A 21409-nucleotide genomic window follows, 5' to 3' on the forward strand; every position below is an offset into this window, starting at 1 on the left:
TCGTTACATACATATCTGCGGCCCGCCAACATCATTACGTGCAATCTTCAACCTTTTGTAAAAAAGCGGATGGAAAGGTAATTCTGAAACAGGTGCCAACACCCTCCGCCCCTGTTTCAATGGTGACATGGGCTTCGTGCAGATGCGCAATGGCACACACAAGGCTAAGCCCCAGCCCACTCCCCGGTACGTGGCGGCTTTTGTCCGACCGATAAAAGCGTGAAAGCACAGCTTCTCTTTCAGCCGGCGCAATACCTACGCCCGTATCCGTAACAAACAGAGATGCCGCACCGTTGATGCGTTGCGAGCCAAGGATAATGCGCCCACCTTCTGGTGTAAATTTTATGGCATTATCAACCAGATTGGCCAAAAGCTCGATCAACAAGTGCCGGTCCCCCCATACAAAGCAGGGGGCTTCGCCCTCCTTTGTAACCAGCACTTTATCTTCCATTTCAGCTATGGGTTCATACAAATCAAATACGTCTGCCACCAGATCGGCTAAAAGCACCTGCCCAAAGCCTGCTTTTCTGCGGCTATTTTCTATTTCCGCAATACGCAGCAACGCAGTGATAATACCCAGACACTGGTCCAGATCATCTACAGCACGCCCTACTGCCGCCTCCAGCGCCTCTGGCTCTGTGCCAGCAGAAAGAGCGCGTTCCAATCTGGCACGCATGCGAGAAAGCGGGGTGCGCAAATCATGCGCAATATCATTCCCCACTTCCCGCATATCGTCCATCAACCGTTCCAGCCGGTCCAGCATACGGTTTACACTACCGGCCAAGCGTTCCAGATCATCCCGTTCCTTGGCAGCGGGCAAACGTTCATGGATATCCCCGGCCATAATGCGGTCTATGGCCTCGTGCATTTCCTTCACGCGGGAAAGAGCACGATGGCTGAGCACGATGCCCAGAAACAGCGCAAACACAAAGGTAGGAATAGCCGCCACCAACATGGTGTGGCGCAGCATGAGCTTTTGTTCGGAAAGCAGATGAAAGCTGCGCCCCAACACCAGAATGGTGCCATCTGGCAGTTTTTCCGCCAGCACACGCAGGGGGTACGAATCCCCTTCTTCGGGGTAAATTTCTACATTGTGGGGTTTGCCATCTGCCTTTAGGCCCTTGGGCCAAGTGCGCAAATCCCCTGCAATAAGGGCATGGCCGGAATCAAACAGCCCGGCACTGTTAATGATCAGTCGCAGATCATCCGTGGCGCGGCGGCGGATAACGTATTCCAGATGCTCGGGAGACATCTGGGCCAGCAGTTCGGCCTCACCTTTCAGCAACTCGGTGGAACGGCGCGATTCCACGGCCTCAAGCTGCGCGTAAACCAGACCAAACTGCATGACCATCACCCCCGCCATGGCGGCCAGCGCCATAAGGGTGATGCGGAAGGTAGCTGTGCGAAAAAGTTCAGTCAGGAACACGCAGCCGGAATCCCGTTCCGCGAATACTTTCGATCAACGGTTCCTCTCCCGGCCCATCAATTTTGCGCCGTAACTTGCCGATATGCACATCCACCAGATTGGTGCGCGGGATAAACCGATATTGCCACACATCCTCCAGCAACATGGAACGTGTAAGCACCTGCCCCGGCCTGCGCATAAGGTATTCAAGCAAACGGAATTCACGCGGCAGCAGCTCTATTTCCCGCCCATCGCGCCAGACGCGGCGTTCTATCAGGTCCATATCAATTGGGCCCAGATGCAGCTTGGTGCTGCGCGTATCATCCGGCCTACGCAGCAGGGCTTCTATCCGGGCCACCAGCTCTTCTATGGCGAAGGGCTTGGTCAGATAATCATCGCCCCCAGCCTTAAGGCCTGTTACCCGATCATCCACCGCAGAAAGGGCAGAAAGCACCAGTACAGGCAGGCGTATGCCCTGCTGGCGCATGGTTTCTATAACGCTCAAACCATCCAGACCGGGCAAAAGACGGTCCACCACCATGACGTCTGCTTCTAACCGTAAGGCAGCTTCCAGCCCGGCATCACCTGTGGCTTCGTGCAGCACTTTAAAACCGCGGGCTGTCAGTTCAGCTGCAATTTCCTCGGCTATGGTGCCGTCATCTTCTACCAGAAGCACCGTTTTCCCATTGGGTGAGAAAAAATCGGCATCTTCCTTAAGCATATCCGCTGTTCCATTCATCTTTTACACTGATGCCGCCCCATTTGAATCAACACCAGTAAATTCAATTTCAGACTCTTCTGTTCCGGCGGCATTGTCTTCCGGTTCATCCAGTTCACGCAACTTGCGGCTAACCGAACGTGTGCGCCTACGGGCTTCCTCGATAGAAAAGGACATGGCCTGTGCATTTCGCGCCAGTTTATCCAGCACGCCATCCATCTTGATCATTTCCTGCCGCGTGGCCCCCAGCAGGCGCGCAATGGTTTCTGTCCGCTCTTCCAGCGCAAGTGTAACGTACCCCAGATGGATTGTGCGCAACATGGCTGGCATAAGAGCGGGCCCCATAACCATAACCCGAAACTGCCGCCCCAACTCATCAATCAGCCCCGGCATACGTGCCACTTCTGTATATAACCCATCTGTGGGCAGATACAGTACGGCAAACTCCACCGTTTTGGGTGGGTGAATATATTTGCTGGAAATCTTGCGCGCTTCCACCCGCATGGTGTTTTCTAGAGATTTACGCGCAGCTTTTTCTGCCGCCGCATCACCTTCATCCGCAGCGTTGAGCAGCCGCTCATAAGCTTCTGTGGGAAATTTGCTATCCACTGGCAAAAGCGGAGGCGTGCTGGATTTAACGGGCATGCGGATGGCAAATTCCACCACATCGTTTCCGTTGCCAATCCGCACATTGCTTTCATACGTGCCGGGTGGCAGCACATCATCCAAAATGGCGCGTAGCTGGGCTTCCCCCCAGCCACCACGGGTTTTGACATTGCTGAACAGGCGCTTGAGGTCTCCAATCTGGCCCGTCATGGCCCTCACTTCGCCCATGGCTTTTTGCATGGCGGAAAATTGCTCCAGCACACGCTGGAACGATGTTTGCATCTGCTGCTCTACAGCTTCGTGCAGTTGCTCCGTAACCGCATGGCGGATAGAGGCCAACTGCTGGGCAGATGTATCCGCCAGATTGCGCAGGGCTTCGGCCTGAGCGGCACGGGCCTCCGCCTGTTCTCGCCCCAGCCCCCCGGCCAACGCACCAAGCTGTTCCGCCAGCTCCGTGCGCATGCGCTCAATACGCCCACCCATGGCGCGTTCCATTTCCATCATGCCATTGCGTTGCGCGGCACTCTCGGAACGTGCCGTCGCACTCTCATGCTCTACCAGAACATACAGCCGGGCCAGCAGATCTGCATCCGTGCCGCCTCCAGCTTTAGGGCGCAGCACCACAACAAGACCCGCCCCCAGCAACAAGGCGCACACAGCAACACTTAAAAGAACAATTACAGAACTCATGCCCCGTTTTGTCTTATGTCCGCAACAAGAGCAAGCACCAGAAACGCATAGAATGCCCGCCAGAACAGCTTTATCGCGGCACCGTAATGACAATCGACCACTGGCAATGGTATGACCTGCCCCTTAGCCTGCCCTGCGTGCAGAACATGCGCTGTGTGGCAGGCCAATAAAAACACATCATTCAGGCCGCGGATTTAAATAACACCGTGCCCTTTCCGGACAGGAGAACAATAGAGTGAACACGGCACAGCGCATCCGCGGCATTGTGGCAGGTTCCGCAGGCAACCTGCTGGAATATTTTGATTGGTATGTTTATTCCTCTTTCACCATTTACTTTGCGCATGCCTTTTTCCCGCATGGCAACCCCACGGTTGAGCTGCTAAATGCGGCTGCGGTATTTGCTGTGGGCTTTTTTATGCGCCCTGTGGGTGGGTGGCTGTTGGGTATGGCGGCAGATCGGTATGGCCGACGCAGCGCACTCACCATTTCCGTGCTCACAATGTGTTTAGGGTCTTTGGCCATTGCCGTATGCCCAACATATGACCAGATCGGCCTTGCCGCCCCGCTGCTCCTGTTAATTGCCCGCCTGTTGCAAGGCCTAAGCCTTGGGGGAGAATACGGAGCATCCGCCACCTATCTGGCAGAAGTCGCCACACCCGAGCACCGCGGATTCTGGTCTGGTTTTTTGTATGTGACGCTGGTTATGGGCCAACTGCTCGCCCTTGTTCTGCTCATGCTCATGCAATACGTGCTGCTTACCCCCCAGCAGATTGCAAGCTGGGGCTGGCGTGTGCCGTTTCTGATAGGTGCTTTGGGGGCTGTGCTGGTGTTCTGGCTACGCCGCCAGATGACAGAAAGTGACAGCTTTAAAAACGCGCATACAGAAGAAGAAAAAGGCGGCATTCGCGTTCTTCTGCACCACTGGCGGGCTGTATTAACGGTATGTGGCCTTACCCTTGGTGGCACCGTGGCCTTTTATACCTACACCATTTACATGCAGAAATATCTGGCCAACACGCTGGGTTTTCCTAAGGAAACAGCAACCCTTATTTCTACTGCCAGCCTTGTGGTGTTTGCCGCCATGCAGCCTGTTTTTGGGGCTCTTTCAGATAAAATTGGCCGCAAGCCATTGCTGCTGTTTTTTGGCTTTGGCGCAACATTTGGCACCATTCCGCTGCTGCATGTGCTTGCGGGGGCCTCATCCCCTTGGGCGGCTTTTGCCCTGATTGTTACGGCGCTGTTTGTTGCCTCTGGCTACACATCCATTAACGCTATTGTAAAAGCGGAGCTCTTTCCCACCCGTATTCGCGCTTTGGGTGTGGCCCTGCCTTATGCGCTTACGGTTTCCATTTTTGGTGGCACCACGGAATATATTGCCCTGTGGTGTAAACAGATCGGGCACGAAAACTGGTTTGCCGGATATGTTTCCATCTGTGCGGCCGTTACCCTGTTTACGGTTTTGCGTTTGAAACAGGCAGATCGCATTACCGCGCCAGCCGGTGCACCTGCACGCTCCTGATATTTCGGTGCGCGGCATGTTGCTCTTTGTTAAAAAAGCAGCATGCCCATTCCGGGTAACCAAGTACGGGCCTTGTTGTTTCATAAAATCAGATTGCAAAATAACGCCGCGGATACGCCTTTAATTTGCCATAAGACGCGCCATTATTTGAGATGAGACAAAGAACGCAGGTGTAATCCTGTTTCAAGGAGGCTCATTTCATGCGCCAGATTACCAAACTTCTTATGGCCCTGCCCGTTATTACGGGCCTTGGCTTGGCAAGCGTGCCGATGGCGCAGGCACAACCCGGCCCGCATATGATGGGCGGCCCAGGTTGGGGCGGCGGCCCACGTGGCGGACCGGGCGGCCCCGGTTGGGGTGGCCCCAGAGGTGGTTATTACCATCACCGTGGCCCCGGTGGCGGTGCCATTGCAGGTGCCCTTATTGGCGGCTTGGCCGTAGGGGCGTTGGCTGGCGCCACAATAGCTGGCGGCCCGCCTGTAGCTTACGGACCACCGCTGCCCCCTCCGCCGCCGCCAACAGCTTACGTGGTGCCTGCTGTGCCAGTTATGCCCGGCCCCGGTTACGGCTATTACGGCCCGCGCGGGTATTACCAAGCATGGTAAAAGAAGCTGAAGCCTGAAAGTAAAAAATCAGGCACTGCCCGCCAGTGTGCGGGCAGCTTCCAGCACAGCTTCAACATGGCCCGGCACTTTAACCTTGGGCCAGATATGCGCAATTTTACCATCCGCCCCAATCAGGAAGGTTGTGCGCTCAATACCCATATACTGGCGGCCATAATTGGTTTTTTCCACCCACACGCCATAGGCTTCTGTCACGCTGCCAGATTCATCTGATGCCAAGGGAAATGTCAGATCATATTTGGCAGCAAAGGCATCCAGCTTTTTGACCGGATCGCGCGAAACGCCAATAACGGTTAATCCGGCTTTATCAAAATCCTTTAGGGCCTCGTTAAATCCGCAGGCTTCCTTTGTGCATCCGGGTGTATCTGCCTTGGGGTAGAAATACAGAACAAACGGCTTGCCCTTAAAATCTGCCAACGTCACCTTACGGCCACCGCTTGCTTCCATATCAAACGCAGGCGCAGCATCACCTACCTGAAGCGTGTGTTTTTCCGTCATGCTTGTTTTCCTTCTTTTAAAATCTCTTACGCCAGAGTGAACGTGCAGGATCTGCAAGCTGTTCCAGCGCCAAGCCTGCCTTATTCCACCGGACCAACCAGCCGGGCAAAAACTGCATGCACATCACGCGCCAGAATATTCGCCTTTTCAATCAGATCTGGCAGCGTTTCCAACTTCATGGCTTTCAGCAGCACGTTTAACGATGCCGGGGCCAGATCACGCGCCAGATCGACAGGTGGCGTGGCCCCACACAGCAGCCGCAACACAGCCTGAAGCTGGCGCCAGAACAGTTCAGCCTGCTTTAAAAACTGAGTATCCTCGGCACTTAGCAGTCCTGCCTTTTCCAGCCGCCCCAGCGCCAAACGCGTGCTTACATCCCGCACGGCACTATTTGCGCCAATTAGCTGATAAATCTGGGCAATAAATTCCACATCTATCAACCCACCCAGCCGCCGCTTTACATCCCACACAGAAGATGCAGGCAGATCACGCGCCAAGCGTGCGCGCATGGCGCTGGCATCTTTGAGCAACGTTGCGCGAGATGCTGGTTCGGCCCGTAAACGCCCATCCAGAATGGTATCCAGATCCTGCCTTAAAGCATGCTTCAATTCTGCTGGAGCGGCCACAATACGGGCACGGGTCAGGGCCATGCACTCCCATGTCCATGCGGATTCTGTGTGGTAACGCAAAAAAGCGGGGCGAGAGACAGCAACCGGCCCCGCCGCACCAGAAGGACGCAACCGCATATCCACCGCGTATAAGGGCCCTTCTGGGCCTGGGGCTGTCAGCGCCGCAATAAAGGCGTGGGCCAGCCGTGTGTAATATTGTGCCACCCCCAAAGAACGCGGGGCAGAAAACAGCGGACGCTCTGCTTTTGTATCCGCCTGCGGCACCTCACTGGCCTGCACATCTTCGGGGTGATCAAACACCATCAGCAAATCAAGGTCAGACCGCGGCATCATCTCGCGCGAACCGGCTTTGCCAAGTGCCACAATGGCCATGCCACCACCCGGAACATGCCCATACCGGCGTGTGTGTTCTATTTCCACCGCGTGTTTTACAATGGTGATAATGGTATCCGCCAACACTGTGCGCTGCTTTTCGGCCTCGTTTTCCGTTATGCGGCTTTCCAGCAGGGCAACTGATAGACGAAACTCCTCCCCACGCAAAAGTGGGCGCAAAGCCGTTACCAGCTCTTCAACATCTGCCATTTCTTCCGCCAGATGTTGAAGGCGCGCGACAACCGTGCGCCCTTCTTCTGGCGCGGATTCCAAAAGCCCTTCCAGCGCAGAGGGTTTGTCTGCCAAGTAATCTGCCAGAAAAACGGAGGCATCAAAGATATTGGCAATGCGGTCTACTAATGCCGGATTACGTTCAAACAGAGAAAGAAGCTGCACTCCAGCATGTTGCCGCGCCAGCAACGCATCAAACCGACGTAAACAGGCCAACGGATTGCTGCGCGCACCAAAGCTGGCCAGCAATGTGGGCAACAGCACTCGCAACAACGCATGTGCGCGCTCAGACCGCAAAGCCCGCAAGCTGTTGCCGCGCCAGCGGGTAAGAACCTGTGTGGCTTCCTGCACCTGTTCGGGCGGGAAACCGTGCTTTTGCAACAGTTCCGCCGTTTGCCCATCTTCCGGCCCCGGCACCAGTACGCTGCCTTCCACTTCTTCGGGCTGGGCGGAATGCAGCACAAAATGTCGCTCGAAAATGCGCCGTGCCTCACGCATACGGGGCAACATATCCAGCGCCAGAACCTCGGCATCCGGATAGTTCATAAAAATGGCAAAGGCCTCAAACCCTTCCCGCGTGTCTGGCAGGCTGTGGGTTTGGTGGTCTGCCCGCATTTGCAAACGGTGTTCGGCATCACGCAAAAAACGATAGGTGCGGGCCAGAACCTCGGCTTCTTCTCGGGGCAGACGGCCTGAGCCTACAAGCTTTTTAAGCGCACCAAAGGTGGTTTTGTCGCGCAGGGTAGGCTCACGCCCACCCCAAACAAGCTGCATGGCCTGCGCGATAAATTCAATTTCACGAATCCCGCCCTGCCCCAGCTTGAGGTTATGCCCCAACAACCACTCTATGCTGGCGGAAGGATCTGCCAGCACGGCATCTGGCAAGTTACTTAAATCTGTCCGGCCCGCCTTACGGTAACGATCTATCCGGGCCTTCATGTCATGCAGATCATCAATCAATGCAAAATCCAGATGCCTGCGCCAGATAAACGGCCGAATAGCCACCAGAAAACGCCGCCCCAGTGTGAGATCCCCCGCCACAGGGCGCGCTTTTGTCATGGCCGCGCGTTCCCACGTTTGGCCGAGACTTTCATAATACAGGATGGCGGCCTGCACCGTTACCGCCGGAGGGGTGGAAGATGGATCGGGCCGCAGCCTTAAATCTGTGCGAAAAACGTATCCGTTGGCATCTCGTGCTTCCATCAGGCTGACAAGATCGCTAGTCATACGCACGAACACACGCCGCACTGTGTCCGACTGAGGGTACGCTGTGGGATCATACAGCACCATCAGGTCTATATCGGATGAAAAATTCAGCTCCCGCGCGCCTAACTTGCCCATGGCCAGAATTACAAAGCCGCAGCCCTGTGCGGGGTGTTCCGGGTTGGGCAAAGCCAGTTGCCCCGCCTGAAAGGCGCACCACAACAAATGCCTGACAGCCAGATCCAGCGCGGTATCAGCCAGGCGGCTCAGGGCATGTGTTACTTCCTCCAAAGACCAGAAGCCACCCAGATCCGCCACAGCGCAAATAAAAGCTATGCGTTTTTTTGTATGCCGCAAAAAAGCCGCGACACACTCTCGCCCCGATGTTGTGTCAAATTTTGCGCATGTTGCAAACGCATCCTGCACACACATATCCGGCCCCTGTTCCAGCAGGGCCGCAAAGGCCAGAACGTCTTCTCGCGCCAGATCTGCCAGATACGGACTGTTGCCCCCAAGACACGCCAGCAGTTCCCGCGCGCCCGGCTGTATCATGACAGATTGCGCAACACCTGCTTCCTGCGCCAGAACCAGCATGTCCTGCGTAAACAGATCAGCCGCACGTGTATCTGCTGGGGCGGGCCAGTCTGCATCTGGCCACATGCGGGAACCGTGCCCTCTAGGTTGCCTTACGTCTCGAAAAAGGGAATGGTCTGCCTGCGTCATGATCTGGCCCGTGCTGTGAACAATAAAGGCTTGCTGCGTTGACTTCCAACGGTCAAGACACCACGCGCCCACGGCGCACAAAAACCCGGCAATTTCTGGTCTATGGTGCCTATGCCATGGTGGGGCTGCCTGTTGTGGGCACAGTTTTGCTGTTTGCACGCATGGCGCTTGGGCCAATAAATGTTACGCCGTTGGTGCGCCCTTTTTTGCCTGTTACCGTTATTTCCGGCGGCAAAAAACAGCCTCCGGTCGCTACGCTGGGGTTAAGGCGCGCCTATCTGGAATGGAACGGCCTGCGCGATGGGTTCACATCTCCGCTCATGCTTGCGCTGCATGATATTGCCGTTAAAGGGCCGGACCGTACAGTGGTCGATACCGTGCACGAAGCCCATGTTACGCTGGATACACTGGCCCTGCTACATGGTGGCATTGCCCTGCGCGCCGTAGAGTTGGAAGGCGTAAACCTTGCCCTCCGGCGCGGTAAAAACGGTGCTGTGGGGTTTGATTTTGATACCCCTCCGACCGTAGGCGCAAGTGATAGCGGAAGCGTGGATACTGCCGGACTGGACCGTGCCGTGATCTCGCACGCTGTTGTGCGTATGAATGATCAGCTCACCGGCACGCATTGGGTGGCTTCTCCGCTAGATGCCACACTGCATATGGCATCAGCCCAAGGCAAAAAGGGCATAACGGGTGCCGTGCAATTTGCCGTAACGGGGGAAGAAGACCCTGATTGCCACATAGAGGTAAAAGCCAACAGCCTGCCAGATACAGATGGCAAAGGCATTGTGTGGCATCTGGCAACCAATGCCGTTAAGCCAGCCAGCTTTTCCCATATCTCGCATGACCTGCAACATATCAGAACACCTATTACGGTGACATCCGATGTCAGCTTTCTGCCCGCGCCGGGTTCGGAGTGGCTGATGCCAGGCGCGATGGACCTGCATGCAGATGCACAAAGCGGCAAGGTTACTGCCGCTGGGGCACGCTATTTTTTAAACGGCGGCTCTGCCAATATTACCCTGCGGCTTGACCATCTTAAGGATGGCAGCACGCCTGCACATATTATTGTGCACAACATCACCGCCAACCTGCGCAATCCAGACCACCCGGAAGATGAGGCCAGAGGGCTTCATCTGGCTGTATCCGGGCAAGTAGATGCCACAGATCTGATAAACCCTACCACCGTTTCCGGGCAGGTTACTGCCGATATTCCGCAGGTGTACTTTCCCGATCTGGTTTATTATTGGCCAGACAAGGCCGCCAAGGGCGGTAAAAAATGGGTAACCAAGAATATTACAGATGGCGTGGCCTACAACCTGCACACCACTGTTTCTTTATCCAGCAAAACGGGCTGGAATGGTGTGGATGTTAGCAACATTGCTGGCGGGCTGGATGCCAAGGGGCTGACCATCTACTGGCTACGGCCTATTTCCCCACTAAGGGGCATGGATGCCCATATGGATGTGGACGGGCTGGACAAGCTGAGCATCAAGTTTGACCACGGCTACCAGCTTGTTGATCGCGCCGGAAAGAACGTAGGCCAAAATGGTATTGGCCGCATTGCTGCTGGCCCCGGCAGCATGGATATTGTGGGCCTGACCAAAAAAGACCAGACCGGTATTATCAACACACAACTAGATGGCAAATTACAGGATGTGATGGCTCTTTTGGCCGAACCACGCCTGCACCTGCTTTCTCGCCACCCGCTGGATCTTCGCAACCCACGTGGGCGCGCCAAACTTCAGCTTATGCTTAGCCTCCCTTTGAAAGACGATGTCAGCATTGATGACATGGACATTAAGGGCCATGCCGATATCACGCAGGCATCGCTTGATAACGTGGTTGCCGGGCGCGGTGTAAGGCGAGCTGATATCAAGCTGGATGCCACGGCAGATGGCCTTTCTCTTGCCGGGCATGGGGTGTTGGGTGGGCTGCCCTCCAACATCTCCTACTCAACGGATTTCCGGCATGTACCGCCAACCGGGCTTTTGGAACAGGCGCACCTGACATCCCGCATTACCCCACAAACCGCAACAGCCGCCGGTTTTGCAACGGGAGACCATTTTGGTGGCTCTGCTGATGCCGTGGTGGATTACCGCCAATATGGAGATCACCACGGGTTGGTGGATATCAACCTCAACCTCAAAAACTCCCAAATTCGCATTCCGCTCTGGCATAAGGCACCGGGGCGGGCTGCACAGGCCACCGCTACGCTGGGGCTAAAAAACGGCCAGATTGTTGCGGTGGATCGTATTTTGGCTACCGGGCCGGATCTGGATGTACGTGGCAAAGCCCGCCTACGCCCCAACCATGCGCCCCAACTGCTTATCTCTTCCTTCCGGGTTGCTCATTCCACCGGCCATGCCATGCTGGAACTGCCACAAAAAGGTGTGGCAGGCTCGGTTATTCATGTTGGCGTCTATGCAGACATGCTGGATCTTTCCCCTTTGGTGACGGGTGATCCATCAGACCCCAAACCCGCACAGCCCGCCAGTAGCGGGTACCACGTGCCAGAGGCAGCAACAGGCAAGCTACACGGCCCTCCGGGTACAGCATGGGCTATTGATCTGACAGCCAACACATTGCGCTACAATCCGGACAAACCATCTTTAAAAGCTGTAAAAGCCTATTTTGAGGATAACGGCCAACGTCTGGAAAAAATGTATTTTGCCATGCACGGGCCAACCCCCGTAAGCATGACACTTACCCCCAAAGGTGCGGGGCGAGACCTGCGCGTTTCTATCCCCAACATGGGCGCGTTTCTGTCTGACTTTAAAATTGTGCCGGATGTAGAAGGTGGCCATGCCGTTTTAAGCGGATCTTTTGATGATACGGAGGCTTCCGCCCCGTTTAACGGCCGCATAACCGTAACGCCATTTGTGCTTAAAAAAGCCCCAACAGCCCTGCGTATGGCACGGAATATCTCATTTTACGGCTGGTTGGCCGCACATAATACATCGGAATTTACCGTTACACATCTTGTGCTGCCCGTAACGTTCAAAGATGGCGTGCTGAATATTCATGATGGCAGAACAGGCAACAATGCACTGGGCGCAACACTTGAAGGCGACGTTAATCTGGATAAGAACAGCATAGATTTACACGGCACCGTGGTACCTATTTTTGCTATTAATAAACTGCCCGGAAAGCTGCCGGGCATTGGCTGGGTGTTTAGCCCGGAAAAAGACGGTGGGCTTGTGGCCATAACCTTTGGTGTGGCCGGGCAAATGAGCAACCCTTCACTGCACGTAAACCCCTATTCCATCTTTCTGCCGGGGGCCTTGCGCCGGATTTTTTAACCCGGTTGCAGCCCCTTTGCAGGGGCCATATTATTTATCATCAATAGCGGGGTCTTCTCCATCCGCATTGGGGGGAAGATCAGCCGCCCCTTCCATCAGAGATACAGCATCTGTTAGCGGGCTGCGCACTGTGGCCGTAATGCCCCCTGCCCGCACGATATCCCGAAAAGATGCACCCTCATCATCAAAAGCGGTATCTAGGCCGTTGCCGCTGACTTCCCCTATGGCATGAAACACCACGCCAGATTGCGCGGTTATGGGGGAAACCAGCCAATGCCGTGTGTGCGAGATAACAGAGGATGCATCTGCATCCATACACGGCTGCATATGGGTAAGGGTGACAGTTTCTGTGGTAACCAAGGCTTCGTTTTCTTCCCCAGCCTTACGGCCACCGGCTTTGGCTTGCGCTGTAAACACGGTGCCAGATGCCACCACCTGCATGGCTTGGGGCGGTTGCGCAATATCCGCACGCAAACATACGGAAACCGTGCCGGAACTTCCATCATCCGCCTGCGCAAGAGCAGGCAGGCTTACCCCAGCAAGAAACAGATAGAAAAGTGCAAAGCTGGGGCGGATTTTCATGGCGACGTTCTCTTTTTCCGTTTTCTGCCGCCCGAAACATCAAACCTTATGGGTGTGCAGGGGCTTCCCGCTTCAGCCCGGACGGAATGGCAAACACGCTATCTGGCTGGGTGGCACGGCTTACACTTACTGCGCGCACCGTAACCTGCCCTTTCTGCGCAACCTGCAAAAGCAGGCCGTCTGGCGTATAGCATGCATCTGTTGGATGCCCCTCGGCATCCGTTGTGCGCCACAATGTGCACTGTTCACCCGCCACAACGGAATTCCCCAATCGTGCATAGGTGCCAGCCGCTGCGGGCTGCCCTGGGGGAGTAATCTGCTGTGGGCCTGGTACGGGCATCACACTGGCCCGCTTGCGTGCGGTATCCACCACTGTAAGGGTGTGATCTGTCCATGATGTAATCATGAACACGTCAGAATTCTGCGGGTCCAGCCGTTGGCGCAAGGAGCTAACCTGCCAGCGCATACGTTGCTGGGTGGGGGCATCCCCTTGGGCGGAGTTCAGCTCATACAACACATCTGCATCAACAGATGGCGTTACCACCGGCGCATCTGTTGGGCTTATTTGTGTTGGCTCTGGCGTTTGCGGCTGTATCTGGGCATGGGCGACACCGCCAGAAGCCGCAGCCCCCAACAGCACAAACCCCACACCAGCAAGAAAGCGTTTTGCAACCATCTTACGGTGTTCCTTCCGCGCTATTTGGAGCTGGGGTAGATATCATTGGCCCTACGCCAGAAGGCGCAGCAGGTTGTGCCGAAGCGCCACCCGCTGAACCTCCGCCGTTTTTATTGCCACTATGCGGGTTAACTTCCTGAAAGCCTGCGGGCGGCTGAAATACGCTATCGGGCACGGGCTCGTAAGATACTTTCATGGCGCGGATACGGCCATTTAGCCCATCCACATCAATACCGGTTTGGGAAAGAATAAAGCCATCATCCGTTACGCACGCCGTAGCCTGCCCTTGGGCAGATTGTGCGGCCCAGACGGTGCAGGGTTGCCCGGCCACAACATCACTGCCCTTGCGTGTAAACTGCATGGACAGATCAAGCAGAAACGGGTTGCGGATACCTTCCTGCTGCACAAGGCGAGTGTAGATATGCCGATCATTCAAAAGCACCAACACTTCCTGCGAGGCGCGGTTGATAATCACAGCCCCTCGGCTGTCATCCCCTTCCATGCTGGTCATGTAGTTAATGCGCATCAACCCGCCATCGCCAGAGAACATCACCTGCACATGGCGCGTTGCTATGGGTGTGTCTGGCTTAACACCATTTTCCAAATCCTGCGCTGTGGGCTGGGGCTGAAAGCTGTAATCAATAATAGCATCACGCGCGGGCGTTAGGCGTGGATGATCCAGCGCAACCTGTGCCTGTGCCTGCCCAGAAAACACCGTGCCCAGCACAGGCACAGCCGCCCCCAGAACACCCATCAGGCAAAAAAAACGCATACGACCATACAGGCGTGTGCTCATGATATCATCCATTCCAGTCATTCAAATTACAGGCCCGCACTTGGTTACCACCTTGGGCGCAAGCAACATGCTGCAAGCCTAAGGCATGCCACGGGCCGGAATATGGCAGTTACTTACATGTTTCGGATTTCTGCTTCCAGCACATCAGCCGGAATATTCTGCTGCCAACGCGGCTGCATGCTTACGGCCTTTTCCAGCATGGCTTTATATGCGGCTGCTGGTATTTCCTCACCCCCAAAGCGGGCCAGGTGTTCGGTGCCAAATTGTGTGTCCAGCACAACAAACCCACACACGCGCAACCGCGCCACCAAATGCACCAAAGCCACCTTGGAGGCATCCGTTGTGCGGCTGAACATGCTTTCTCCAAAAAAAGCACCACCAAGGGCTACGCCGTACAGGCCGCCAACCAGATTACCATTCTGCCAACACTCCACACTGTGGCTGAAACCCATGTTATGCAGAGCACAGAACAGGCGATAGATCTCGCTATTTATCCATGTGGTTTCACGCCCCGGCGCGGGGGCAGCACATGCGCGCATAACAGCGGGAAAATCCCTGTTCACACACACATCAAACTGGCCAGACAACACGGTGCGGCGCAAGCGGCGCGGAAGATGAAAACCATCAAGCGGCAAAATACCGCGGGGGTCGGGGTCATACCACCGCAGGGTCGTATCCGTTGCATCGGACGCCATAGGAAACAGCCCCGCCGCATATGCACCCAGCATGATCTGTGGGGTAAGTTCCTGTGTCATCTGCTGCATGTTCCTTTCCTGCAACCCATCATCCCGCAAGCCAAGGCAACCTCTGGCTTTGCATTCCGTTATGGAGTGTCATAGCCCATATGTTGTCTGACCCTGCTTGATGCCAGCCCGCATTGGGCACAAACTTGTGCCAGACAGCCACCGACTCACCAGCCTACGGAGTTGCCTGTGAGCACAGAAGCACCTCGCCTTATCCGCTCCATCCGCCTGTTAGATGCTGCGGAAGATCGTATTAAAACAGAATTTACAGCCCCGCCTCCGCCAGAAAAAAGCCTGAACACACAGGCCCTTCTGGAATTGGCTAAGGAATTTCAGCCTTTTGCTGTTATGGTTACCAATAACGCACCTCTTAAAGGCAAGGATGTAGAAGCTCTGCCAGAATGCGTAAAACTGGTTTCTACCGTAAGCGTTGGCCTAGACCATCTGGATCTTCCCGCCCTACATGCGCGTGGTATTGCGGTTTCCAACACCCCAAATGTGCTGACAGATTGTAATGCTGATTTAAGCATGATGCTGATTCTGGCCGCCTGCCGCCGCGCTGCCGAATATTATACGCTCATGAAAAAAGGCTGGCACCACGGCATGGGTATGGGCGGCATGTTGGGCCACCGCGTTACCGGCAAACGGCTGGGCATTGTGGGTATGGGCCGTATTGGGCAGGCTGTGGCAAAACGCGCACGTGGCTTTGACATGACCATTCTGTACCACAACCGCAGCCGCCTTTCCGCCGCGGAAGAAGCCGGTGCCACCTATTTTGAAAAGCTGGAAGACATGCTGCCCCATTGCGATGTGCTAACATTGCACATGCCGGGTTCACCTTCTGCGCCCCCCCTCATGAACAGCCAGACATTTTCTCTGCTGCCCAAAGGGAGTGTGTTTGTAAATGCGGCGCGCGGGTCTTTGGTGGATGAAGATGCGCTGATAGAGGCTTTGGAATCTGGCCATCTGTTTGGGGCTGGGCTGGACGTTTACCGGCAGGAACCCAACCCCAACCCAAGGCTGACAGCCTTGCCCAATATCTTCATGACACCGCACGCAGGCAGCGCCACCATAGAAACGCGCACCGCCATGTGCATGTTGGCGCTAGATAATGTTGAGGCTTTGGCAAAAGGCTTGCCCATGCCTTCTCCCGTTACGGCGTAAGGAGCAACCTTTGCCATGAACATGCGCCTGTCTTGCCTGATTGGTATTGTGGTGTGCTTTGCCGTGAATATGTGGGCGCCGCATTACCATTTGGCGGCCAAGGTTATTGGCATCACGCTGCTTGGATTTGCCATTCTCACTACGTTTCTGGAGGGTGAACCGCCCCGCAAGGTCGCGAAAAAACCCGCCTAAACAGCAAAAAGGCCAGCCCATAAAGGTGCTGGCCTTTTTTGCATCTCTCTTACTTTGGCAAAAAGCGGTTCAGGCTTCCGCCCCACGTTCGGCCAGATCTTCGCGCATAGACATAGCGGTATCACGCACAACCGGCCCGTGTTCACGCTCTAAGCGCCGAATGGTGAAATGTGCACGGGCAAGCGCACGGTAATGGTTGAAGAACGCCGTATTCAAAGAGGCCCCACACAGCGCACCTGCCACAGGCATAAGCTGGAGAGAAATTTTCTGTCCCAGCGCCAAGCCGTAATGCGAGGCCACTTCAGCAATCAACATCACAACCGGGCGGCCGCGTAGCACGGCACGGGCCGAAAAATAGCCCAGTTCGCTTTCTTCGCCCGTTCTGCTGTTCGGGAAGGCTTTAAGGGCAAACACTTCCAAACATGCACGGCGGGCATCGGGGTCAGACAGGTCTTCCCCTTCTTCCCGCGCAACGCGTGCAATTTCGCGCATGATTGTAAGCGTTGTAAAACCAATATCCGGGCCCAAACCGGCCAAGCCGCTAAACCCACCAACTGCACCAGAAACAGCTACAGCGGCTTGCAGTGCCGGGCCACGCCAACGGGCTTCTGCCATCTGGCTATCTGCGCGGCCTTTCATGCCCACAATGGCAACATCAAACGCACGTGCAATGGCAGTTTCTGCCAGCCCGCGCATTTTTTCTTCCATATTGGGGGCCATGCCCAAACCACGCAGGCCCAAACGTGCAGCATGCCCCACGGCACCGCCCATAAGGTCTGCCAAACGCACCAGAACGCCCCGGCCAGATTCCACATCAGCCAGAGCCTGTTCCAGTTCTGCCAGTTCGTGCCCCTCCAAAAGCATGGGGGCCAGGGCATTCCCTGCTGTTTTTTGTGTGCTCATCCGTGCCTCTCCTGCCTGCTGCATGCCACGCCCGTTTGCGAGCGAAGCAGCGACGCACTCTGGCGCCTTATTTTTCTCTATTCCGTTGTAATCATAACAGGCACAGGGCACGAAAAACAGCACCCAGCACCTTATCCACCCTGCATACGCGGCCCGCGCCGTTGTAAGGCTTGCATAAAGCCCTTACACACTCCAAAGCAGAAATACCGTTCTCCACCCAGGCGCACACCTTATTGCGGAGTATCCTGACATGACCGATCCTTCACCCACCCAGCGTTCCGTGCGGCGCTTTCTGCGGCTGGCGCCGCTGGCTGCCCTTGTTGCAACCGCTGCCTGCGCCACCCAGCAGCAGCAGACATATGAAACCCGGCTGGCTGAAGCGCGCACTGCACCAGATCTGTGCCAGTCTGACCGTTTCCACGTTCTGGTGGCAAAAGCATGGGAAAAGGCACATGAAGCCGGTGGTGCAGATGTAGAGGATGCCTCTCCCAACCCCAATACGCCTGCGCCCGCCATACAGGTACAGGCTTCTTCCGCCATGCCGGATGTAAGCTTTCCGCCTTATTCACAACGCTCTTGCCGCATGACAGTTCAATCTGGCACGGCTGCGCCTGAAACAGGCTTTTTCACGGTGGCTTACTTTATGCACAACGGCAAGGTGGATACCTCCGTGCCATTGTGGGATTCTGATAAAGAGGTTTCCGACTACTATAATGAGCTGAAAGAAAAGATCCGCTCTGGCGTGGATATGAACAATCCCACCCTAAAAGCTTGCATGCGGCATTACCCAGACCTGCACCCAAACAGCACAGATCCAGCCGTACAGCAGGCAGCTATCAGCCTGCGTGCCGTGTTGGTGCGCCACTGCCTGGCAGACCATGCCGCATTGAAAAACCTGTACTCAGACATGTACTTTATTCACCGCTAAACAAATATCCGGGCATACCCGCTTTTGGGTCTGGCTGCTTTGATCTTGCATTCAGCCCCAAAAGCCGCATTGTACGGCAGTTCTTTTTAGCTTTCAGGATACCTATTCCCATGCAGTATCATTCTGTTTCCCCCGATTTTGCAGTTTCCCCCCAGATTACAGTGGATGATATTCCGCTTATTCATGGTGCAGGGTTCAAAACCATTATTTGTAACCGCCCGGACGGTGAAGAAGCTGGCCAGCCATCTGCTGAAACCATTGGTGAAGCCGCACGCAAAGCGGGCCTTTCCTTTATTGCCATTCCCGTTTCTGCACCGCTCACACCTTCTTCCGATGCCGTGATTGAAACGCAGGAAGCTATCAACACCCTGCCTGGCCCAATTTTTGCCTATTGCCGTTCTGGCAACCGTTCCGCTCAGGCATGGACACTGGCAACACAGAGCTAATTTTTACTCTGCACTGCTTGCAAAAAAGGCCGCCCTTTATGGGCGGCCTTTTTTGTTTGTATGTATTTTGCCCATTACTACAAAATATCGTGAACACAGGCTGTGTTTCAGGCAGGCTCTTGCCACCCGCCCATATCACACAAAATCTGCCAGTGTTCTGCCGATACAGGGCAGACAGATAAGCGAGACTGCCGCACCAAAGCCAGATCTTCCAGCGTAGGTTCGGCCTTAATCTGCGCCAGTGTTACGGGGTTAGGCATGGGGGCTATGGCTTTCACATCCACACATACCCATTTATCTGTTTCTGCCGTTGGGTCTGGGTAACCTTCACGCACCACTTCCACCACGCCAACAATGGCGCGTTGCACGTTGGAATGGTAGAAAAAAGCGCGGTCTCCCGCCTTCATGGCCGCAAGGTTCTTTTTGGCCTGATGGTTGCGCACACCTGTCCATGGCTCTACGCCATTGGCCACCTGCTCATCCCAGCTAAAGGCATCCGGCTCACTTTTCACCAGCCAGTAGGCCATGATTATTCTGCCATCTGGCCATCACGGAACACGGTCCGCAACGGGCGAATAATCACGCTTTCAAACAGATTAACCTTTGCGTATGGGTCTGCCGCAGCAAAACCTTCTGCCGTGGCGCGATCTGGGGCTTCCAGCAGAACAAGGCTGCCACAGGGGGCGCTATTGGCATCCAGTTGCGGGCCTGCAAAAAGGATACCGTCTTTATGGGCTTCCAAAAATGCCAGATGCTGCGCACGTGTGGCCTTGCGCAATTCCAGCGCGCCGGGGCGATCCGTACAGGTAATGGCAAACAGCATAATTTCCTCCGTTGTGTTGTGCGGGCAAGACGCCCATGAACAACTGCATCGTGTCAAGAGGCACGGAATGTTGTAAAAGGGGACACAGGTAGTCCTTTTCCCACTTCCACAATGGCGGTGAAAGAGGAAAACCACAGGATTGAACCAGATACAGATGGAACGGACTGACTTTTGAGCGCCTCTCCGACCTTTGTCGCGCGTACCGGCAATTTTTTCCATCGGTATGCCAATCCCGGCCAGTTTCTTAAGCTGGGGGCACGCCTGCAGCCGTGGCTAACGTGGCCTGCCATTATTCTTACCCTTACGGGGCTGGGCTGGGGGTTGTTTTTCTCCCCCGCAGACTGGCAGCAGGGCGATTCCGTGCGCATTATGTATGTGCATGTGCCTGCCGCCATGCTGGCTTCTGCCGGGTATGCTGGGCTGGCCATATGTGGCCTGCTCTCACTTGTATGGCGGCACCCGCTGGCTGATTTGGCAGCGGTGGAAATTGGGCCTGTTGGGGCATCTATCACCGCGCTTTGCCTTGCTACGGGTTCCCTTTGGGGCAAACCCATGTGGGGTACGTGGTGGGTGTGGGATGCACGGCTGACCTCCGTTTTAGTGCTGTTTTTCCTGTATCTGGGCCATATTGCCCTTATTCGGGCGTTTGATGATCCGCAGCGAGGGTACAAAGCCGCCGCTATTTTGGCCCTTGCTGGTGCAGTGGATCTGCCCATTATCAAGTTTAGTGTGCAGTGGTGGAATACCCTGCATCAGCCAGACAGCATTACCCTTACGGGTGCGCCCACCATGTCTTCTTCCATGCTGTGGCCTTTGGCTTTGTCTGCCTTGGGTATGGGGCTTGGGTTTGCCGCCATTGTTGTGGCCCGCACCCGTGCCGCCGTAATGGAAAGCCGTATTCGCGCCCTGCTGTCCTCCCCTCGCCGCAGAGGCAACGCTGCATGACCCATCTGCCTTATATTGCCGCCAGCTACGGCCTGTTTGCCATTATGGCGCTTGTGTTTTCTATTGGTGCTGCCCTGCGCCTGAAGCGCGACCGCATCCGGCTGGCCACCCTTGAACAAAAAGCCCCCCGCAAGGCAGGAGCCGCTCCACAATCATGACCCGCAAAACCCGTCGCCTTTGGCTTGTCATTGCCTGCGTGGCGTGCCTTGGCACTGCCGCAGCTTTGATCCTGCGGGCTTTTTCTTCCGATATCGTGTTTTTTGTCACACCTTCACAGGTTATGGCCTCCCCCCCACCTGCGGATAGAACCGTTAAGCTGGGCGGTATGGTGGTTGCTGGCTCTGTGCACCGTGAACGCAAGGGTGAAACACCTGTGGCCACGTTTAACGTCACAGATGGTCAGGCCGCTGTTACCGTGCATTACGAGGGCATTTTGCCAGACCTGTTCCGTGAAGGGCAGAGCGTTGTCGCCATTGGCACCGTGCAGCCTTCGCACGATTTTGCCGCTACCGAAGTGCTGGCCAAGCATGATGAAACCTACATGCCCAAGGAAGTGGCCGAGGCCCTGAAAAAGGCCGGGAAGTGGGACCCACGTTTTGGCCCGCCCCCCAGTGCGGATAGCTGGAACAAAATGACGGTGCAGGATGCCCGCAAAAACACCGCCACCCAGCCTGCCACCAACTAAATACAGA

Annotated in this window: 23 protein-coding genes; 11 read left to right on the top strand and 12 right to left on the bottom strand. The window is 55.5% G+C overall.

The genetic code is table 11. The annotated features are described in order from the left end of the window. Positions 1–34: 34 nt before the first annotated feature. Genes ACP7IZ_RS01890 through ACP7IZ_RS01900 form a run of 3 tightly spaced genes read right to left on the bottom strand, consistent with a single transcriptional unit; the run spans position 35 to position 3419 of the window. Positions 35–1426 (bottom strand): ATP-binding protein, encoded by a 1392-nt coding sequence (locus ACP7IZ_RS01890; RefSeq protein WP_426847600.1) that lies wholly within the window; start codon positions 1424–1426, stop codon positions 35–37. After that, positions 1413–2144 (bottom strand): response regulator transcription factor, encoded by a 732-nt coding sequence (locus ACP7IZ_RS01895; RefSeq protein ID WP_019090033.1) that lies wholly within the window; start codon positions 2142–2144, stop codon positions 1413–1415. The genes ACP7IZ_RS01890 and ACP7IZ_RS01895 overlap by 14 nt, the downstream gene beginning before the upstream one ends. Before the next feature lie 3 nt (positions 2145–2147). Continuing rightward, complete coding sequence (locus ACP7IZ_RS01900) at positions 2148–3419, bottom strand: DNA recombination protein RmuC (RefSeq protein ID WP_426847602.1); 1272 nt, start codon at positions 3417–3419, stop codon at positions 2148–2150. An 8-nt stretch (positions 3420–3427) separates the two neighbouring features. Here ACP7IZ_RS01900 and ACP7IZ_RS01905 point away from each other — a divergent pair, with 8 nt between their 5' ends. The 3 genes from ACP7IZ_RS01905 (at position 3428) to ACP7IZ_RS01915 (ending at position 5543) form a co-directional block, all read left to right on the top strand. Beyond that, on the top strand, positions 3428–3589 hold the full coding sequence (locus ACP7IZ_RS01905) for a hypothetical protein (RefSeq protein ID WP_426847604.1): 162 nt from the start codon (positions 3428–3430) through the stop codon (positions 3587–3589). Between the two features lie 65 nt (positions 3590–3654). After that, positions 3655–4938 (top strand): MFS transporter, encoded by a 1284-nt coding sequence (locus tag ACP7IZ_RS01910; RefSeq protein ID WP_426847605.1) that lies wholly within the window; start codon positions 3655–3657, stop codon positions 4936–4938. Between the two features lie 200 nt (positions 4939–5138). Then, complete coding sequence (locus tag ACP7IZ_RS01915; protein ID WP_426847606.1) at positions 5139–5543, top strand: hypothetical protein; 405 nt, start codon at positions 5139–5141, stop codon at positions 5541–5543. Positions 5544–5570: 27 nt separating this feature from the next. On the opposite strand, the gene bcp is transcribed toward ACP7IZ_RS01915, so the two are convergent. Both bcp and ACP7IZ_RS01925 read right to left on the bottom strand, forming a co-directional pair. Continuing rightward, positions 5571–6059, bottom strand: a complete 489-nt coding sequence (bcp, locus tag ACP7IZ_RS01920) for a thioredoxin-dependent thiol peroxidase (protein ID WP_063353849.1) — start codon at positions 6057–6059, stop codon at positions 5571–5573. A gap of 80 nt (positions 6060–6139) precedes the next feature. After that, on the bottom strand, positions 6140–9217 hold the full coding sequence (locus tag ACP7IZ_RS01925) for a bifunctional [glutamine synthetase] adenylyltransferase/[glutamine synthetase]-adenylyl-L-tyrosine phosphorylase (RefSeq protein ID WP_426847607.1): 3078 nt from the start codon (positions 9215–9217) through the stop codon (positions 6140–6142). A 116-nt stretch (positions 9218–9333) separates the two neighbouring features. On the opposite strand from ACP7IZ_RS01925, the gene ACP7IZ_RS01930 reads away from it, so the two are divergent. Further along, positions 9334–12519 carry an AsmA-like C-terminal region-containing protein gene (locus ACP7IZ_RS01930; protein WP_426847658.1) on the top strand — a complete coding sequence of 1062 codons (3186 nt, stop codon included), beginning with the start codon at positions 9334–9336 and terminating at the stop codon, positions 12517–12519. 30 nt (positions 12520–12549) lie between these two features. Here ACP7IZ_RS01930 and ACP7IZ_RS01935 read toward each other — a convergent pair whose 3' ends face one another. From ACP7IZ_RS01935 to aat, 4 genes are all read right to left on the bottom strand, one after another. Beyond that, positions 12550–13101, bottom strand: coding sequence for a hypothetical protein (locus ACP7IZ_RS01935; RefSeq protein ID WP_426847608.1), 552 nt, complete (start codon positions 13099–13101; stop codon positions 12550–12552). A 46-nt stretch (positions 13102–13147) separates the two neighbouring features. Next, entirely contained in the window at positions 13148–13777 is a 630-nt protein-coding gene (locus ACP7IZ_RS01940; protein ID WP_150177999.1) for a hypothetical protein, read from the bottom strand. 1 nt (position 13778) lies between these two features. Continuing rightward, positions 13779–14594 (bottom strand): DUF4412 domain-containing protein, encoded by an 816-nt coding sequence (locus ACP7IZ_RS01945; RefSeq protein WP_006116074.1) that lies wholly within the window; start codon positions 14592–14594, stop codon positions 13779–13781. Positions 14595–14686: 92 nt separating this feature from the next. Further along, on the bottom strand, positions 14687–15328 hold the full coding sequence (gene aat / locus ACP7IZ_RS01950) for a leucyl/phenylalanyl-tRNA--protein transferase (RefSeq protein ID WP_426847659.1): 642 nt from the start codon (positions 15326–15328) through the stop codon (positions 14687–14689). 177 nt (positions 15329–15505) lie between these two features. Here aat and ACP7IZ_RS01955 point away from each other — a divergent pair, with 177 nt between their 5' ends. Then, positions 15506–16480 (top strand): 2-hydroxyacid dehydrogenase, encoded by a 975-nt coding sequence (locus ACP7IZ_RS01955; RefSeq protein WP_426847609.1) that lies wholly within the window; start codon positions 15506–15508, stop codon positions 16478–16480. A gap of 15 nt (positions 16481–16495) precedes the next feature. Next, positions 16496–16672, top strand: coding sequence for a hypothetical protein (locus ACP7IZ_RS01960; RefSeq protein WP_426847610.1), 177 nt, complete (start codon positions 16496–16498; stop codon positions 16670–16672). Positions 16673–16741: 69 nt separating this feature from the next. On the opposite strand, the gene ACP7IZ_RS01965 is transcribed toward ACP7IZ_RS01960, so the two are convergent. Beyond that, positions 16742–17599, bottom strand: coding sequence for an EcsC family protein (locus ACP7IZ_RS01965; protein ID WP_426847611.1), 858 nt, complete (start codon positions 17597–17599; stop codon positions 16742–16744). Positions 17600–17825: 226 nt separating this feature from the next. On the opposite strand from ACP7IZ_RS01965, the gene ACP7IZ_RS01970 reads away from it, so the two are divergent. Both ACP7IZ_RS01970 and ACP7IZ_RS01975 read left to right on the top strand, forming a co-directional pair. Continuing rightward, positions 17826–18503, top strand: coding sequence for a hypothetical protein (locus ACP7IZ_RS01970; protein WP_426847612.1), 678 nt, complete (start codon positions 17826–17828; stop codon positions 18501–18503). A gap of 110 nt (positions 18504–18613) precedes the next feature. Beyond that, positions 18614–18949, top strand: coding sequence for a TIGR01244 family sulfur transferase (locus tag ACP7IZ_RS01975; RefSeq protein WP_006116082.1), 336 nt, complete (start codon positions 18614–18616; stop codon positions 18947–18949). A gap of 107 nt (positions 18950–19056) precedes the next feature. Here the strand turns inward: ACP7IZ_RS01975 and ACP7IZ_RS01980 are convergent, their stop codons facing one another. Beyond that, entirely contained in the window at positions 19057–19476 is a 420-nt protein-coding gene (locus ACP7IZ_RS01980) for an EVE domain-containing protein (RefSeq protein WP_426847613.1), read from the bottom strand. Positions 19477–19478: 2 nt separating this feature from the next. After that, entirely contained in the window at positions 19479–19772 is a 294-nt protein-coding gene (locus ACP7IZ_RS01985; protein ID WP_035351641.1) for a YciI family protein, read from the bottom strand. A gap of 171 nt (positions 19773–19943) precedes the next feature. Here ACP7IZ_RS01985 and ACP7IZ_RS01990 point away from each other — a divergent pair, with 171 nt between their 5' ends. From ACP7IZ_RS01990 to ccmE, 3 genes are read left to right on the top strand one after another with little or no spacing between them, the layout of a single operon-like run. Beyond that, complete coding sequence (locus tag ACP7IZ_RS01990; protein ID WP_006116085.1) at positions 19944–20717, top strand: heme ABC transporter permease; 774 nt, start codon at positions 19944–19946, stop codon at positions 20715–20717. After that, a complete protein-coding gene (locus ACP7IZ_RS01995; RefSeq protein ID WP_162853386.1) occupies positions 20714–20875 on the top strand; it encodes a hypothetical protein in 162 nt (53 codons plus the stop codon). The genes ACP7IZ_RS01990 and ACP7IZ_RS01995 overlap by 4 nt, the downstream gene beginning before the upstream one ends. Further along, positions 20872–21402: a cytochrome c maturation protein CcmE gene (gene ccmE / locus ACP7IZ_RS02000; protein ID WP_426847614.1), complete on the top strand. Its 531-nt coding sequence runs from the start codon at positions 20872–20874 to the stop codon at positions 21400–21402. The genes ACP7IZ_RS01995 and ccmE overlap by 4 nt, the downstream gene beginning before the upstream one ends. The last annotated feature ends 7 nt before the right edge of the window (positions 21403–21409 follow it).

The organism is Acetobacter sp. AAB5 (genome assembly GCF_050106715.1).
In the GTDB taxonomy this organism is placed as follows: Bacteria; Pseudomonadota; Alphaproteobacteria; order Acetobacterales; family Acetobacteraceae; genus Acetobacter; species Acetobacter oryzifermentans.

What these genes read in the sequence shown, in the direction of transcription:
- ACP7IZ_RS01915 (WP_426847606.1), top strand. Translation starts at nt 5,139, where the DNA reads ATGCGCCAGATTACCAAACTTCTTATGGCCCTGCCCGTTATTACGGGC.
- ACP7IZ_RS01980 (WP_426847613.1), bottom strand. Translation starts at nt 19,476, where the DNA reads ATGGCCTACTGGCTGGTGAAAAGTGAGCCGGATGCCTTTAGCTGGGAT.
- ACP7IZ_RS01945 (WP_006116074.1), bottom strand. Translation starts at nt 14,594, where the DNA reads ATGACTGGAATGGATGATATCATGAGCACACGCCTGTATGGTCGTATG.
- ACP7IZ_RS01930 (WP_426847658.1), top strand. Translation starts at nt 9,334, where the DNA reads ATGGTGGGGCTGCCTGTTGTGGGCACAGTTTTGCTGTTTGCACGCATG.
- ACP7IZ_RS01935 (WP_426847608.1), bottom strand. Translation starts at nt 13,101, where the DNA reads ATGAAAATCCGCCCCAGCTTTGCACTTTTCTATCTGTTTCTTGCTGGG.
- ACP7IZ_RS01995 (WP_162853386.1), top strand. Translation starts at nt 20,714, where the DNA reads ATGACCCATCTGCCTTATATTGCCGCCAGCTACGGCCTGTTTGCCATT.
- ACP7IZ_RS01960 (WP_426847610.1), top strand. Translation starts at nt 16,496, where the DNA reads ATGAACATGCGCCTGTCTTGCCTGATTGGTATTGTGGTGTGCTTTGCC.
- ACP7IZ_RS01970 (WP_426847612.1), top strand. Translation starts at nt 17,826, where the DNA reads ATGACCGATCCTTCACCCACCCAGCGTTCCGTGCGGCGCTTTCTGCGG.
- aat (WP_426847659.1), bottom strand. Translation starts at nt 15,328, where the DNA reads ATGACACAGGAACTTACCCCACAGATCATGCTGGGTGCATATGCGGCG.
- ccmE (WP_426847614.1), top strand. Translation starts at nt 20,872, where the DNA reads ATGACCCGCAAAACCCGTCGCCTTTGGCTTGTCATTGCCTGCGTGGCG.
- ACP7IZ_RS01900 (WP_426847602.1), bottom strand. Translation starts at nt 3,419, where the DNA reads ATGAGTTCTGTAATTGTTCTTTTAAGTGTTGCTGTGTGCGCCTTGTTG.
- bcp (WP_063353849.1), bottom strand. Translation starts at nt 6,059, where the DNA reads ATGACGGAAAAACACACGCTTCAGGTAGGTGATGCTGCGCCTGCGTTT.
- ACP7IZ_RS01985 (WP_035351641.1), bottom strand. Translation starts at nt 19,772, where the DNA reads ATGCTGTTTGCCATTACCTGTACGGATCGCCCCGGCGCGCTGGAATTG.
- ACP7IZ_RS01925 (WP_426847607.1), bottom strand. Translation starts at nt 9,217, where the DNA reads ATGACGCAGGCAGACCATTCCCTTTTTCGAGACGTAAGGCAACCTAGA.
- ACP7IZ_RS01895 (WP_019090033.1), bottom strand. Translation starts at nt 2,144, where the DNA reads ATGAATGGAACAGCGGATATGCTTAAGGAAGATGCCGATTTTTTCTCA.
- ACP7IZ_RS01965 (WP_426847611.1), bottom strand. Translation starts at nt 17,599, where the DNA reads ATGCAGCAGGCAGGAGAGGCACGGATGAGCACACAAAAAACAGCAGGG.
- ACP7IZ_RS01940 (WP_150177999.1), bottom strand. Translation starts at nt 13,777, where the DNA reads ATGGTTGCAAAACGCTTTCTTGCTGGTGTGGGGTTTGTGCTGTTGGGG.
- ACP7IZ_RS01975 (WP_006116082.1), top strand. Translation starts at nt 18,614, where the DNA reads ATGCAGTATCATTCTGTTTCCCCCGATTTTGCAGTTTCCCCCCAGATT.